Annotated in this window: 13 protein-coding genes and 1 pseudogene; 9 read left to right on the forward strand and 5 right to left on the reverse strand. The window is 39.9% G+C overall.

Annotated features, from left to right (window positions below):
• Window positions 1–41: 41 nt before the first annotated feature.
• Together AC0L3Y_RS14285 and tusA are read left to right on the forward strand one after the other, a co-directional pair.
• Window positions 42–638 carry an alpha/beta family hydrolase gene (locus AC0L3Y_RS14285; RefSeq protein ID WP_473465140.1) on the forward strand — a complete coding sequence of 199 codons (597 nt, stop codon included), beginning with the start codon at window positions 42–44 and terminating at the stop codon, window positions 636–638.
• A gap of 43 nt (window positions 639–681) precedes the next feature.
• The gene (gene tusA, locus AC0L3Y_RS14290; protein ID WP_473465143.1) at window positions 682–909 is read left to right on the forward strand and encodes a sulfurtransferase TusA; all 228 of its coding nucleotides are present in this window, start codon (window positions 682–684) and stop codon (window positions 907–909) included.
• A 64-nt stretch (window positions 910–973) separates the two neighbouring features.
• Here the strand turns inward: tusA and AC0L3Y_RS14295 are convergent, their stop codons facing one another.
• Both AC0L3Y_RS14295 and AC0L3Y_RS14300 read right to left on the reverse strand, forming a co-directional pair.
• On the reverse strand, window positions 974–1,567 hold the full coding sequence (locus AC0L3Y_RS14295) for a CBS domain-containing protein (RefSeq protein ID WP_473465146.1): 594 nt from the start codon (window positions 1,565–1,567) through the stop codon (window positions 974–976).
• Window positions 1,568–1,608: 41 nt separating this feature from the next.
• Window positions 1,609–1,917: a hypothetical protein gene (locus AC0L3Y_RS14300; RefSeq protein WP_473465149.1), complete on the reverse strand. Its 309-nt coding sequence runs from the start codon at window positions 1,915–1,917 to the stop codon at window positions 1,609–1,611.
• A 236-nt stretch (window positions 1,918–2,153) separates the two neighbouring features.
• Between AC0L3Y_RS14300 and adhP the strand changes: the two genes are divergently transcribed.
• Window positions 2,154–3,164: an alcohol dehydrogenase AdhP gene (gene adhP, locus AC0L3Y_RS14305; RefSeq protein WP_473465152.1), complete on the forward strand. Its 1,011-nt coding sequence runs from the start codon at window positions 2,154–2,156 to the stop codon at window positions 3,162–3,164.
• A gap of 90 nt (window positions 3,165–3,254) precedes the next feature.
• On the opposite strand, the gene AC0L3Y_RS14310 is transcribed toward adhP, so the two are convergent.
• A complete protein-coding gene (locus AC0L3Y_RS14310) occupies window positions 3,255–3,680 on the reverse strand; it encodes a MaoC family dehydratase (RefSeq protein WP_473465156.1) in 426 nt (141 codons plus the stop codon).
• A gap of 67 nt (window positions 3,681–3,747) precedes the next feature.
• Here AC0L3Y_RS14310 and AC0L3Y_RS14315 point away from each other — a divergent pair, with 67 nt between their 5' ends.
• On the forward strand, window positions 3,748–4,392 hold the full coding sequence (locus AC0L3Y_RS14315) for an HAD-IA family hydrolase (protein ID WP_473465159.1): 645 nt from the start codon (window positions 3,748–3,750) through the stop codon (window positions 4,390–4,392).
• Window positions 4,393–4,395: 3 nt separating this feature from the next.
• Window positions 4,396–5,412, forward strand: a complete 1,017-nt coding sequence (sppA, locus tag AC0L3Y_RS14320; RefSeq protein WP_473465164.1) for a signal peptide peptidase SppA — start codon at window positions 4,396–4,398, stop codon at window positions 5,410–5,412.
• Window positions 5,413–5,487: 75 nt separating this feature from the next.
• Here the strand turns inward: sppA and AC0L3Y_RS14325 are convergent, their stop codons facing one another.
• On the reverse strand, window positions 5,488–7,134 hold the full coding sequence (locus tag AC0L3Y_RS14325; RefSeq protein WP_473465168.1) for a SulP family inorganic anion transporter: 1,647 nt from the start codon (window positions 7,132–7,134) through the stop codon (window positions 5,488–5,490).
• 122 nt (window positions 7,135–7,256) lie between these two features.
• Window positions 7,257–10,400, reverse strand: coding sequence for a ribonuclease E (gene rne, locus AC0L3Y_RS14330; RefSeq protein WP_473465171.1), 3,144 nt, complete (start codon window positions 10,398–10,400; stop codon window positions 7,257–7,259).
• Between the two features lie 467 nt (window positions 10,401–10,867).
• Here rne and AC0L3Y_RS14335 point away from each other — a divergent pair, with 467 nt between their 5' ends.
• The 4 genes and pseudogenes from AC0L3Y_RS14335 (at window position 10,868) to yjjX (ending at window position 14,677) form a co-directional block, all read left to right on the forward strand.
• Entirely contained in the window at window positions 10,868–11,839 is a 972-nt protein-coding gene (locus tag AC0L3Y_RS14335) for an RluA family pseudouridine synthase (RefSeq protein ID WP_473470633.1), read from the forward strand.
• A gap of 106 nt (window positions 11,840–11,945) precedes the next feature.
• Window positions 11,946–12,853 (forward strand): annotated as a pseudogene (gene prmB, locus AC0L3Y_RS14340) (50S ribosomal protein L3 N(5)-glutamine methyltransferase).
• Between the two features lie 24 nt (window positions 12,854–12,877).
• Window positions 12,878–13,975 carry a chorismate synthase gene (aroC, locus tag AC0L3Y_RS14345; RefSeq protein ID WP_473465174.1) on the forward strand — a complete coding sequence of 366 codons (1,098 nt, stop codon included), beginning with the start codon at window positions 12,878–12,880 and terminating at the stop codon, window positions 13,973–13,975.
• Between the two features lie 153 nt (window positions 13,976–14,128).
• Window positions 14,129–14,677, forward strand: coding sequence for an inosine/xanthosine triphosphatase (gene yjjX, locus AC0L3Y_RS14350; RefSeq protein ID WP_473465177.1), 549 nt, complete (start codon window positions 14,129–14,131; stop codon window positions 14,675–14,677).
• The last annotated feature ends 1 nt before the right edge of the window (window position 14,678 follow it).

Raw genomic sequence — 14,678 nt, forward strand, 5'->3', positions numbered from 1 at the left:
CCATATAATCACCATCAATATTATTTTTAGTAAATATATTCATGGAAAACATATCTTTTTACCTTGCTCATGGAGCAGGTGCCGGCCACAGCAATGCATTTTTGAATGAACTTGGTGTTGCGATTACAAAAACAATGAATCAAGAAGTCATTCCTGTTACTTTTTCTTATATGAAAGAGCAAGAAAAGACGGCTAAAAAAAGACCACCGCCACCATTTAAGTATCTTGTTCCTGAATTCGCAGATTTCATAGCAGAAGATGAGGCTTGTATTGTCGCAGGTAAGTCTATGGGAGGGCGTGTGGCAACTCAGCTGTCTAGTCTACCTATGGTAAAAGCCATTGTTTGTTTTGGTTTTCCTTTTTATCCAGCAAGTAAGCCTGAAAAAAACAGACTATCTTTTCTTGATAACCTTCAGGTGCCTTGTTTAATAATTCAAGGGACAAGAGATCAACTAGGGTCATACGATTGGGTAAGCCAGCAGTCTCTACCAGAAAACGTAACTGTTATTTGGGTAGAAGGGGCTGATCACGACTTCAGAACCTTGAAGAAACAAAATCAAAGTATCACTGACACTATTTCAAACCTTGCTGAAATAACACAGAATTGGCTTAATCATAGTGTTAAATCAACCATTTAAAAAAACAAAAATATTGGTCTAATTTATATAGAAGAGAATTAATATGGAACACCAAGCTTTGCTTGATGCAACTGGCTTACTTTGTCCTGAGCCAGTCATGATGCTACATGTGGAAATGCGAAAAATAGAATCAAAAAGTGTACTTAAAGTCATTGCTACAGACCCATCTACGACACGAGATATTCCCAAGTTTTGCCAGTTTCTTGGTCATAAACTAATAAATCAAGTACAGGATGGAGAGACTTATTACTATTGGATAGAGAAGAAATAAGATTAATCAAAAATACCTCCATATTCCAAATATGGAGGTATTTTAATCACTTTATTAAGTCTTGTTATGCAACCTTAAGATTTCTACTTTGAAATTTTTGACCTAAAATTGCACTGTGATAAGTGTGCTCAAAACTAGAAAAAGCGACATCAACCTCTAATCTAAGTTGGCGCACAATATCATTAGATGAGATCAGACCTCGTATTGCTTTTGTCTCTTCATCAATTACTAATAAATGTTGTAACTTATTTTCCCTTTGGCTGTATAGAAGTGACTCGATATCTGAATTTTTAAGTGATGTGTATGATAATGCCAATAAAGTTTCTTTCGGTCTCATTAAATCAGCAACCATTAATTCAGATCGTTTATATCCATCAGCAACCCGTTTAATGAATACATCTTCAGATAAATCCTCAAGACTGATCACGCCGACAAAGTGATTGGTTGAATCAACCACTATTTTCATGCGTACATGTTCTTTTTTCATTAACTGAACCAATGTGTCAGCTCGGGTATTCGACTCAATAACACGAGGGCCAGCGGTTTTGAAATCTGTTAAAACGGATAGCGCTGAAGAATAAATGTTGGTGTTTTCGTAAGCCGTAGGCCAAGTAAGATCGTTAACATTTTTTGTAGAAACATAAGTTAATGTTTTCATGATAAAACCCCAATAAAAAATAAATGAATAAAATGGGTGAGTTATATCAGTAGAGAAGGTGGTGCTCTTGGGTTAATACTGCCGTTAACTTTTTTTGTATTAGGCAGATAGTAATAAAAAAAATGTTTAAACGAAGATGAGGTATTAGCCTCTAGAGTCAAAAAAGAAGGTGCAAGATAACTGTTGTCAGATCCTAACTCTTGATCTGGCGCAATGACTTCATTAAAACGTTGTTCTACAGTAGGTTCCAACCAACGTAGCTGACTTACTTCTTGAGCACTGGCTCGTTGAGATATCGTCAATAAAGACGATAAAACCACAGCAATGATCATAAGTAATTGAGTTTTCATGGTAAGAACTAAACCTTATCTTAACTAAGTATACGTTTTTTCTATTTAATCAATATATGCTTACCATCTTATAAATCCCAGTCTTTTTTAAACAAATGACCTTTCTTTCCATGATCCTGCACTTTATTAATCAAGTATGACTTACTTGAGTGAAGTTTGATCTAGATCGTCTTTATTTTTTAGTAACTCAGCTAATCTGAATAGGTAAAAATCATTCATCCTCTTAGGAGAGTATTATGAAAGCTGCTGTTGCAAACACATTTGGTTCTATTCTTAAAATTGAAGACATCGCAAAACCTAAAATAGAGCCCCATCAAATACTCGTTAAAATTCATGCCTGTGGTGTTTGCCATACAGATCTTCATGCTTGTCATGGAGATTGGCCAGTTAAACCTACATTACCATTAGTTCCTGGTCATGAAGGCGTGGGCGAGGTGGTTGAAGTTGGTAGTGCCGTTACTCACATCAAAAACGGTGACCGCGTTGGCATTCCTTGGCTCTATAGTGCTTGTGGTCATTGCGAATACTGTTTAAGTGGTAGAGAAAGTTTGTGTCTAGTGCAAGAAAATGCAGGATACTCGGTAAATGGTAGTTATGCTGAGTACTGTGCGGCTCATGCGGATTATGTTGTAAAAGTGCCCGAAGGTTTAAATTATGTAGATGCAGCACCATTATTTTGTGCTGGAGTTACCACTTATAAAGCCCTCAAAGTATCTGAGGCGAAACCTGGGGATTGGGTCGCTATTTTTGGTATTGGTGGTTTAGGGCACTTGGCAGTTCAATATGCAATCGCTATGGGTTTACGAGTCGTTGCTGTTGATACGGGTAATGCAAAGCGAGAGTTAGCTATGTCACTTGGAGCTGAATACTATTTAGACTTTAAAACGGATGATATTGTCGCTGATATCATTACAAAGACTAGAGGAGTTCATGCAAGTGTATGTACTGCTGTTAGTAAGGTTGGCTTTAGACAAAGCTACGATGTTGTTCGACGTGGTGGCAAATGCGTATTAGTTGGTTTACCTCCAGAAGATATGCCATTGCCTATTTTCAACACAGTCCTAAATGGCGTGAGTGTTGTCGGCTCTATTGTTGGTACTCGAAAAGATCTAGAAGAGTGTTTGGAATTTGCTGCACGGGGTAAAGTAAAAGCCATTATAGAAGAGAAGAAACTCGAAAATATTAATGAAATTTTTGCTGATATGGAGAAGGGGGAAATTACAGGGCGTATTGTTCTTTCGATGTAAGCTTTCCTAATGCAAATAAGTTAAATTGATCTAAATAAACAAGAGCAAAGGCAATATAGCTGTCGCTCTTGTTTATTATGGCTATCTACTTTAAACCGTTACAGCAGGAAGCATAATGGTAGCTTCGCCTGTAACAACGACTTTACCTTCACATTCACACACAGTTTTTAATGTGGCACGGCGGCGACGCTCATTGATATCTGTCACAGTAATTGTGGTCACAACTTCTTGCCCAACAAAAACTGGGGAGCGGAACTTCAGCGTTTGCTCAAGATAAATACAGCCTGGCCCAGGTAGTTTGGTACCAATTGCGGCTGAAATGAAACCCGCCGTTAGCATGCCATGCGCGATAGGCTTACCAAATGAAGTCGTCGCTGCATATTCCGCATCCAAATGAACAGGGTTGGTATCGCCTGTAACGTCTGCAAAAGCTTGAACGTCAGTCTGAGTAACAACTTTTCGATACTCAACGTTTTGATCAAGAGAAAGTTGTTCTAATGTATATCCAGAAGTCATTACCTATCCTTATATTGTAATTTATCGCTATGGTACACTTTCGGCACATCATTCTTAAGAGGTATCTATGGTTAAGTTAGTAATTTTTGATTGGGATGGCACTTTATTCGACTCCATTGATACGATTTGCCAAAGTATGCTGCATGCAGCGCAATTAGCAAATGCACCACAACGTAATAAAGAAGATGTAAAAAACATCATTGGGCTGTCATTAGACAAAGCCATTGACGTTATTTGGCCTGAGCTACCTAAAAATGAACAAAGCGTCATTATTGAACATTATAAGAAGGCTTATGTCGCCAAAGATCAAACTCCACCTGATGCCTATGCAGGCGTGATTGAAACATTAAATGCATTAAAAAAATTCGATATTAAAATGGCTGTCGCTACAGGTAAAAGTCGAAGAGGTTTAGAAAGAGTTATGTCTCTTACCGACACAAGAGATTATTTTATTACTACCCGCTGTGCTGATGAAGCTTTATCTAAACCACATCCATTAATGCTTGAACATATTTTGGCTGAATTAAACCTGTCTCCAGAACAGGCTGTTATGGTTGGAGATACTGAATACGATTTAAATATGGCAACAAATGCTGGTATGAAAAGCATTGGTGTAACATATGGAGCTCACACAGAGACTCGCTTAAAAGCTTGTCAGCCACACGCACTAATTAACGATTTTAATGAATTATCAAATATTTTAGGATTATAAGAAATGAGTTGGACTGAAGATGAAGATCGAAAAGCATCTCGTGAACAAAATAGTAACTTGTCTGAGCAGCAAAACGCACAAGAAGATCAACTACTTGATCCAAATAAAGAAATTTGGTCGTTACTCGAAAAAACGCTAAGTGATAACCTTATAGAGAAACGCCGTACAAGACGCTGGAAAATATTCTTTCGACTTGTGACCTTTTCCTTCATTTTTGTCATTGCAGCGGGTTGGTTTTTGCGATCAGACTTACCTGACGTAAATCTAGATAGTGATGTTGTTGCCATGATTCCTATGCGAGGCGTGATAGGAGCAGACTCAGAAATTGAATCTTATGAGTTTGTAGGTTTATTAGATAGTGCTTATCAAAATAGTCAGTTAACAGGGGTTGTCATAGAGATGAACAGTCCAGGCGGAAGCCCTGTTCATTCGGGTATTATTTATGATGCAATTCTAACAAAGAAACAAGCTTACCCAGAAATTCCTATTATTGTCATTGTTGAAGATATGGCCGCATCTGGTGGCTATTATATTGCTTCTGCAGCCAGTGAGATTTATGCAGATAAGGCCAGTTTAGTTGGTTCTATAGGTGTTATTTCTTCTGGCTTCGATGCAAGCAATTTACTCGAGAAAATTGGAGTTGAACGTCGAACGTTTACGGCAGGAAGAAATAAAGCATTTCTTGATCCTTTTACACCAATGACAGAAGAAGCACGAACTAAGTGGCAGGCCGTTTTGGATGAAACACATCAACAGTTCATCGAAGCCGTTAAAGAAGGCCGTGGCGATCGATTGACCATAACCGACGACGTTTTTAGTGGTATGATTTTTACTGGCTATCAAGCGGTAGAGATTGGTCTGATTGATGGCTTGGCTAGCGTACATGATCTGTTGAAGCTTCGTTTTCCTAATGCGAAACAAATTACTTACGCACCTAAGAAAGAGTCATGGAAAGAGTTTGCAAAAGAATTTGGTGTTGAAATGGCAGCTAAAATAATGAATTCAGCAAGAATTCAGTAAATTACTTTAAAAAAACTTAAAAGATAAATATCAATCCCCTCTAATATTCTTATTAGAGGGGATTTTTTTAAAATGCTAAGTGAGATTATTAACAGCTTGGGTTAATGCTGATTTTCGTGAGTCACAGAATGCATTGTGAGGTAGGCGCTTTAAAACACCTAATTTCTCTAATCGTTCTGTAGTTTGCCCATTCGGACTGAAAATATAGACATCACAGTTTGCCTCGATTGCATCTTTAATGGCATTCTCCAAAGCTAACCCAATGGTTAAATCCATCATTGGAACAGCGCTTAAATCCAATACAACAGCTTTATAATTGTGAATACGATTATGGTGCTTGGCTATGGCTTTACTGGCTCCAAAAATCATAGGACCTGTTAAGTAGAATAGTAGGACTCGACCATCGGCTTGATCAAGTAAGGCTTTTTCATCATCTGATAAAGAAATATCATCGTCAGCGTCACTGATTGCTTTAACATTACCAGATTGTAATCGACTTAATTTCTCGATAGTCATGATATTCGCAATAAAAACGCCAATACCAACAGCAACCATCAAATCTACAAAAACAGTAAGGGTCATTACGCCATACATGATAATAGTTGGCGAGAGTGCAACTTTATGGGCTCTTTTCAAAAAACTCCAATCAAGAATGTTAATCCCAACATATAAGGCAATACCAGCAAGAACAGCCATTGGAATAGGGCTGATTAGGTTTGATGCACCAAGTACAACAAGAAGTAGAATGAAAGCTCTTGCGATAGCTGCTAGAGGTGATTTACCTCCTGATTGAATATTTACAACCGTACCCATTGTTGCACCTGCACCCGGCAAACCGCCCAATAATCCAGAGAAAAGGTTTGCGACACCTTGACCAATGAGTTCGCGATTTGAATCGTGCTCTTTGCGAGTCAAACTATCTGCAATCACAGCTGTTAATAGAGTATCTATACAGCCTAATGTGCCAAGTACTAAGCCATTTATAACCATTTCTACAATCACTGCCATTTCAAAATGTGGCCAATGAATACTAGGTAGGCCCGATGGAATTACACCAATACGGCGAACATCAGCATCGCTGAACAATATAATTGAAACAAGAGTTATGGCGACTAAAGCAACAAGCTGAGGTGGAACAAATCGTCGCCATTGTTTGGGTAGGTAAAATAGTACTCCCAAGGTTAAAAGACCAAGGAAAAGCTCTGAGAATTTCAAATTGAAAATAAGGTCAGGTAGGGCACTGATCGTTCCCATTACGCCACCTGAAGGAGAAGGGTGGCCTAGAAATGGTGCAAGCTGCAGAATAATTAAAATAATACCTATTCCGGACATAAATCCAGAAATCACACTATATGGCATTAATGTGATGTATTTTCCGAGTTTTAAATAACCAAGTGTAATTTGAAAAATACCGGCAATCATAACAACAGTAAATGCCATCGCCAAACCGTTTTCTGGATTGCTAGCCATCATGCTGGTGAGTACAGCTGTCATAATGACAGTCATTGGGCCTGTCGGCTCGGAAATAAGACTAGTGGATCCACCAAATACCGCAGCAAAAAAACCAACTAAAATCGCCCCCCACATACCGGCTTCGGCCCCTGCACCCGAAGCAACACCAAAAGCTAGGGCCAAAGGAAGAGAGACAATTGCGGTTGTTGCTCCACCAAATAAATCGCCTATAAGAGTCCAGTCTTTGAAGCGAGAAAAATCAATGATCATTATGGCTTACCTGTTCGTAATCTAGATTCATATTAGACTATTAGTACTGTTATTTTATCTTGTTTGCAAAAGAGCCCGCATAAATGCGGGCTCTTTATTTTAGACCAAATAGAAACGCCTGATTATTCTACGTTTTTATCTGGGCTCGATTCTGCTGTTTTATTTTCTTCAAGAGCCAGTCTAGGGTCATTTTTAACTCGACCCGCTGCTGAACGACGGCGAGAAGCACTAGCATTGCGTTTCTCTTCTTGTTCCTGACGCAGCTTTTCTTGTTGAGCTAAAATAGCAGCAGGTAATTCAACTGGTGCTTTAGTTTCTGCACTGGCTGGTTGAATCACTGGTTTGCCACGCCCACGGCGAGGTGTCCGAGTCGACCGAGCCGTTGTTACTGGCTTTTCTTCAGTTGATTCTTCTTTCTGTATCGCCTCCACTATTTTTTCTACTTTAGGCTCAATAGGGACTTCTGTTACTGCAGACTCTATCTTCTTAGTCTCTTCAGCAGCTTCCTCTACAGGCTCAGAAGGTTTTTCTGTTACTACAGGATCTGCAGATTTAACTTCCGCCACTGTTTCTACAGCAGTTGGTTCAGTAGGCGTTTCAATTTTTCTCATTTGAGCTTTTACAGACATTTTAGGTTTTGTCTGCTTAGCTTTTTGTGGTGCTTTCTCAGAAACGGTTTCTGTAGTATCGCTATCAGTTTTTGTTGTTACTATTTCGGCTTCAACGGCTTCAACGGCTTCAACGGCTTCAACGGCTTCAACGGCTTCAACGGCTTCAACGGCTTCAACTGCTTCAACGGCAGGATTTTCATCCTGTGTTTGTACTGACTCTGCTTCTACCTTAACAGGAGCGTCTTCGTTAATCGTTTCGGCTTTGATTTCTTGCGCCTTTGTTTCATTTGAATGATCAGAGGCTAAAACGGTTTCAGCTTCAACTATTTTTTCTTGTATTACAGCAGTATTAGTATCTGCTGTTTCTTGTGTGTTAACGTCCTCTTTTTGCGGACGACGAGAGCGACGAGAGCGGCGAGAGCGACGTTGTGGCTCATCACCATTCTCGTTGTTCTCTACTTTAGCTAATTGTGCTGCTTCAGCTAGTGCTGCATCCTCTTGCTCTTGTAACTTAGTTGCTTCAAGGGCCTCATCTTTTAACTTGCCGTTACGACGACGATTGTCATTGCGATCGCGTTTACGTTCTTTAACTTCAGGAATCACTTTTTCTCTTGGTTGTTGGCGAGGCGCTTTTACAGCGGCTTCTTGCTTTTCAACTTTTGCTTCAGGTGCTTCTTGTTTGTTATTGCCACGGTTATTATTGCGACGGTTGTTGTTATTCGGTTTTGTACCAGCTTCAGCTTGCTCTCTACGAGACTGACGAGTAGAGCGGTTATTCTCTGTCGTGTTGTCGCGATCAGAGTTCTGATGCTTCACATTACGCTTGTTGCGGTTTGTGCGAGTGTTCGTACTTGATTTGCTTGTATTACGATCATTTTTTGACGCTGGAGCACTCGTACTTGTTTTAGTTGTCTTCTTCGGTTTTGGTTTGTTTTGAGGCTCACCAAATAACGCTTTCATGATGCGTGTGAAAAGACCAGGTTTTTTTGGTTTACGTGTTGTTGACGTTTTGGCTGTTGTAGTCTGTGTCGTCTCAGTATGTGCTGGAGCCGGTGACTTAGGCGCTATGCTCGTAACAGCCGCTTGCGGACGAACATTGTCATTTGTCTGACGTGGTTCGTACGGTGGTTGTTCTGGTGTTTCTACCAGCGTATAGCTGTTCTCATTTTGAGAAACTACTGTACTGTCATCACGGATACGTTCCACTTCAAAATGTGGTGTTTCCATATGAGGGTTTGGCACAAGGATAATATGAACGCTATTACGTTTTTCGATTTTTGCGATGTTAGTTCGTTTTTCGTTAAGCAAGAAAGTTGCTACTGAAACTGGTAATACTGCTCGAATTTGAGAAGTACGCTCTTTAGAGCACTCTTCTTCGATAAGGCGTAGGACAGAAAGTGCCAATGACTCTACGTCACGGATAAACCCTTGACCATTGCAGCGAGGACAAACGATCCCACTTGTTTCACCAAGGGAAGGACGTAGTCGCTGACGAGACATTTCTAGCAAGCCGAAGCGTGAGATACGTCCAATTTGAACGCGCGCACGGTCAGCTTCCAACGCATTTTTCATGCGGTTTTCAACTTCTTTTTGATTGCGCACTGGTGTCATATCAATAAAGTCGATAACAACCAAGCCACCAATATCTCGCAAGCGTAATTGGCGCGCAATTTCATCTGCAGCTTCTACGTTTGTTTGTAATGCTGTTTCTTCGATGTCGCCACCTTTTGTTGCACGAGCCGAGTTAATATCAATAGAAACAAGTGCTTCTGTAGGGTCGATAACAATTGAACCACCAGAAGGTAAACGAACTTCACGTTGGAAAGCCGTTTCTATCTGAGTTTCAATCTGGAAGCGATTAAATAGAGGTGTCGAGTCTGTATACATTTTGATACGAGACTTAAAGTGCGGCATAACTTGCATAACAAAGTTAATTGCATCTTGATAAGCATCTTTCTCATCAATAAGTACTTCACCAATATCTTCGCGAAGATAATCACGAATGGCACGGATAACAATATTACTTTCCTGGTAAATTAAGAAAGGGGCCGGCTTTTCGGAAGCGGCTTTAGTAATAGAGTTCCATAGCGTATCTAGGTAATCCAAATCCCACTGAAGTTCTTCAGTCGAACGTCCAACACCAGCAGTACGAACAATCAAACCACCATTTTCTGGTGTATTAAGACCAGACATAGCTTCTTTAAGATGGGATCTATCATCGCCATCAATACGACGAGAAATACCGCCTGCACGAGGATTGTTAGGCATTAAGACTAGGTAACGACCTGCTAAACTAACAAAGGTTGTTAATGCTGCGCCTTTATTACCTCGTTCTTCTTTGTCTACTTGAACTATTACTTCTTGACCTTCACTTAACACATCTTTGATGTTAATTCGGCCTTCATGATTGGATTTTTTAGAAAAGTAAGTTTTAGAAATTTCTTTTAAAGGTAGGAAACCGTGACGATCGGCTCCAAAATCAACAAAAGCCGCTTCCAAGCTCGGCTCAATACGAGTGATGCGACCTTTATAAATATTGGACTTCTTCTGTTCGCGAGAACCGGATTCGATATCTAGATCATATAGACGTTGTCCGTCTACTAGGGCGACGCGCAACTCTTCTTGTTGAGTTGCATTTATAAGCATTCTAATCATTGTTATGTGAACTCTGTTAGCTGATTCGAAAGAGTCACTGCAGTGATAGGGTAACCATTAATAAATCTGACTCAGCACTAAAGCTAATATTCAGTGTCTCTGGCAAGAGGAGTACGCGTTTCGTTTACTTGTGTTAAACGCTTTTGTGCGGTCGCTGCCGTGATTAATACTAAATAGTTTCTTTAACCGGTCTCGTTTCTTTGCTTTTTTATGGAACGACGCGAACGCGCGGTCGAGCAATATAATGAGAATTCCTTCCACTGAAGCGGATTTTTCCGAATCATGCGGTTTATTATTTAAGATTGACTGTTACAGAGGTAAGATAGGGGCCAAAGTGTCGCTTTGGTAATTTACATTCAATTCTTCATCTTATCTTCGAGGTGTTTTGTTGCCTCTTACCCTTTGCGATAGTGAATATAACAGTAAAAACTAAGTGCTTCAATTATAAAGGAAACCAATCTTTGCTTATCTCGGACTCAGAACAAAATTCAACAGAGCGCCCAGCGGTTCGTTACGTCACAATTGACGAGAACAATTTGGGGCAACGCATAGATAATTTCTTGGTTACCTTGCTAAAAGGAGTGCCTAAAGGAAAGATATATAATCTACTTAGAAAAGGGGAAATACGTGTTAATAAAAAACGTACTAAGCCCGATTATCGTCTTCAAATTGAAGACATTGTTCGTATTGCGCCCATTGTTATAGCACCGGAGTCAGAAAAACCAACCTTGCCTGATCGATTAAAAAACGAGATAGAGTCTCGTATCGTTTATGAAGACAAGGGGTTAATTGTGATTAATAAACCTTCTGGGTTAGCTGTGCATGGTGGAAGTGGGTTAAGCTTTGGGCTAGTTGAAGTGATTCGACAAATGCGTCCATTAGAAAAATTTATTGAACTTGTACATAGATTAGACCGAGATACATCAGGCCTTATCATGATAGCTAAGAAACGAGCAGTATTAAAAGAATTGCATACGGCATTACGAGAAAAAGAAGGAGTGCAAAAAACTTATCTTGCTCTAGTTTATGGCAGTTGGCCAAAACGTAAGTTACAGGTGAACGCGCCTCTATTAAAAAATGAGCTGAAATCTGGTGAACGAGTTGTAAAAGTTCATACAGATGGAAAGGAAAGTTTGACCAGATTCAAATTGGTGAGACAGTTTGAAGGCTATAGCTTAGTCGAATGTGAACCAGTGACAGGTCGAACCCATCAAATTCGTGTACACACCCTGCATGCAGGGTATCCAATTGTAGGCGATGAAAAGTATTCGCCGATTGAGTCCTTAAAAGAAACCAAAGCACTAGGTTTTAAACGTCTATGCTTACACGCCACACGATTAGATATAATGCTGAACGGCGAACGTATGTTATTCGAAGCTCCAATAGATAAAGAATGGCAAACATTAATGAATGAAAAATTAACTTCTGCATTTCCTTGAGTCTCATAAGTAAGCTCTCGGATACAGATAACAAGATAGAGACACATAAGAATAACCGCTATAATGCGTCTTTCGTATAAGCGAACCTATTATTTAAGAAGAGATAATGAGCAAAAATCAAACAGCCATAAAAGATCTATCAACGATTAAAGATTTTATTCGTTGGACATTTAGTCGTTTTCAAAATGCAGACTTGTTTTATGGTCACGGTACTGACAATGCTTGGGATGAAGCTGTGCAACTTGTGATGGGGGCACTGAAACTACCGTTAGACTTTGATCGTGACATGCTTAATTGTTCACTCACTTATGATGAAAAAAACATATTTTAAAACTGGTTCAAACTCGCATTACAAAACGTGAACCTTTGCCTTATTTACTAGGTGAAGCTTGGTTTATGGGGCTACCTTTCAAAGTAACTAAAGATACATTAATTCCTCGTTCACCGATTATGGCCTTGTTGGAAAATGAGTTTTCACCTTGGCTGAAAAACTATCCCCTTAATATTCTCGATATGTGTACAGGCTCAGGGTGTTTGGGCATTGCTGCAGCGTTAGTTTTTGAAGACTCTCAGGTGGATATCACTGATATTAGTGAAAAAGCATTACTAGTAGCAAAGGAAAATACCCTTAGGCACCAAGTTGAAGACAGAGTGGAAGCCATTCATTCAGATATGTTTAAAGCCCTGACGAATAAGCAATATGATTTGATTATTTGCAATCCACCTTACGTTGATGCAGACGATTTCGAAAGTGCGCCGGCAGAATTTCATAACGAACCAGAATTGGCACTCACATCAGGTGACGATGGACTTACATTTACCCATGAATTTTTATCCCAAGCCGCGCATTATCTACAAGATGACGGTATATTAGTGTATGAAGTAGGAAACACGGAAAACGCACTACAGGCTGCCTATCCAAATGTTCCCTTTATGTGGGTAGAGTTAGAGCAGGGTGGCAATGGTGTTTTCATCCTAACAAAAGAACAACTTAGCGAACTACTACTTAGCTAACTACAACAAGAGCAAAATTAACTTATGTCTGGCAATACATTTGGAACACTTTTTAAAGTCACCACATTCGGTGAAAGTCATGGGGTTGCATTAGGTGCAATTGTTGATGGTTGCCCTCCTGGAATTGAAATTTGTGAAGCAGATTTACAGCATGATCTAAACCTACGCAAACCCGGCACATCAAAACACACAACACAGCGTCGTGAAGCAGACGAAGTTAAGATTCTTTCCGGTGTGTTTGAAGGCAAAACAACAGGCACTCCAATCGGATTACAGATTGAAAACACGGATCAACGCTCAAGAGACTATGGCAATATTGCAGACACATTCCGTCCTGCTCATGCTGATTACACTTACGATCAAAAATATGGCTTTCGTGATTATCGCGGTGGCGGTCGTTCATCTGCTCGAGAAACTGCAATGCGAGTTGCAGCGGGTGCGATTGCTAAAAAGTACCTAAAGCAGCAATTCGGAATCGAAATTCAAGGTTTCTTATCTCAGCTTGGCCCAATTAAGCTTGAAGTAAAAGATCTTAGCCAAGTGTATGAGAATAGTTTTTTTAGCCCTGACCCTGACGCGATTCCTGAGCTTGAAGCTTATATGACTGCATTACGTCGTGAAGGAGATTCAGTTGGAGCGAAGATTACCGTTATTGCAAAAAATCTCATGCCGGGGTTAGGTGCACCTGTTTTTGATCGATTAGACGCTGATATTGCGAAAGCTATTATGAGTATTAACGCGGTAAAAGGCGTTGAAATTGGTGATGGCTTTGACGTTGTTGAGCAGAAAGGTAGCGAACATAGAGATGAGATGACACCCGAAGGTTTTTTAACTAACCATGCTGGCGGTGTTTTAGGTGGTATTTCATCAGGACAAGATATTGTTGTTCATATGGCACTAAAACCAACTTCAAGTATTACTATTCCAGGTAAAAGTATTGATCGTTCCGGTAATGCCATTGATGTCATCACCAAAGGTCGCCATGATCCTTGTGTTGGTATCCGCGCAACGCCAATTGCAGAAGCTATGTTGGCATTGACAATAATGGATCATTTACTAAGACATCGCGCACAGAACGCTGATGTAGTATGTGCTACGCCAATCATCAAAGGGCAAGCATAACTAAAGAAATTGAATTGCTAAATAGCAATTCAATTGGAATGTTATATCAATCAAGAGAGCCGCTATTTACTTGCATATAGCGGCCTTTTTATTTCTAAAATAAAGTAAAAACTAACAAGCTTTAAATCCATTATCCAAAGGTATAGAAAGATCATGTCTAGCATTATTCGCATCATTGTAGGTTCAACTAATCCAGTGAAAGTGAACTCGGCAAAAAATGCTTTTTCCACTATTTTTCCTGACAATACCATTCAGTGCGAAGGCTTTTTAGCACCATCTGGCGTTGCAGATCAACCTATGACGGAGTCTGAGACACGTATGGGCGCACAGAATCGTGTTCATTATTGTGCTGAGCAATACGCTAAAACCGCTGATTATTTTGTTGCAATGGAAGGGGGTGTCGATCAATTTGAGGAGGGTGCAGCGACCTTCGCTTACATTGCCATTATTGATGATAAACACAGCAAATTAATGACAGGTCGTTCAGCGAACTTACCATTACCAAACAAAGTTTTTAAACGTTTAGTAAATGGTGAAGAGCTTGGTTTGGTAATGGATGATCTATTTAACACCTCCAATATTCGACAAAAAGGCGGTGCAATTGGCTTACTCACCAATCATAACGCAACAAGAGAAAGCATTTATACGCAGGCTTTAATTCTAGCGATTGCACCTGCGCTACACCCAGAACATTACTCATAAC

The sequence above is a fragment of the Marinomonas sp. GJ51-14 genome, from assembly GCF_055808695.1.

Excerpts from the sequence above, each read along its gene's own strand:
- sppA (WP_473465164.1), top strand. The coding sequence starts at position 4,396 with ATGAGTTGGACTGAAGATGAAGATCGAAAAGCATCTCGTGAACAAAAT.
- adhP (WP_473465152.1), top strand. The coding sequence starts at position 2,154 with ATGAAAGCTGCTGTTGCAAACACATTTGGTTCTATTCTTAAAATTGAA.
- AC0L3Y_RS14310 (WP_473465156.1), bottom strand. The coding sequence starts at position 3,680 with ATGACTTCTGGATATACATTAGAACAACTTTCTCTTGATCAAAACGTT.
- AC0L3Y_RS14315 (WP_473465159.1), top strand. The coding sequence starts at position 3,748 with ATGGTTAAGTTAGTAATTTTTGATTGGGATGGCACTTTATTCGACTCC.
- aroC (WP_473465174.1), top strand. The coding sequence starts at position 12,878 with ATGTCTGGCAATACATTTGGAACACTTTTTAAAGTCACCACATTCGGT.
- rne (WP_473465171.1), bottom strand. The coding sequence starts at position 10,400 with ATGATTAGAATGCTTATAAATGCAACTCAACAAGAAGAGTTGCGCGTC.
- AC0L3Y_RS14325 (WP_473465168.1), bottom strand. The coding sequence starts at position 7,134 with ATGATCATTGATTTTTCTCGCTTCAAAGACTGGACTCTTATAGGCGAT.
- AC0L3Y_RS14285 (WP_473465140.1), top strand. The coding sequence starts at position 42 with ATGGAAAACATATCTTTTTACCTTGCTCATGGAGCAGGTGCCGGCCAC.
- AC0L3Y_RS14300 (WP_473465149.1), bottom strand. The coding sequence starts at position 1,917 with ATGAAAACTCAATTACTTATGATCATTGCTGTGGTTTTATCGTCTTTA.
- AC0L3Y_RS14295 (WP_473465146.1), bottom strand. The coding sequence starts at position 1,567 with ATGAAAACATTAACTTATGTTTCTACAAAAAATGTTAACGATCTTACT.
- tusA (WP_473465143.1), top strand. The coding sequence starts at position 682 with ATGGAACACCAAGCTTTGCTTGATGCAACTGGCTTACTTTGTCCTGAG.
- yjjX (WP_473465177.1), top strand. The coding sequence starts at position 14,129 with ATGTCTAGCATTATTCGCATCATTGTAGGTTCAACTAATCCAGTGAAA.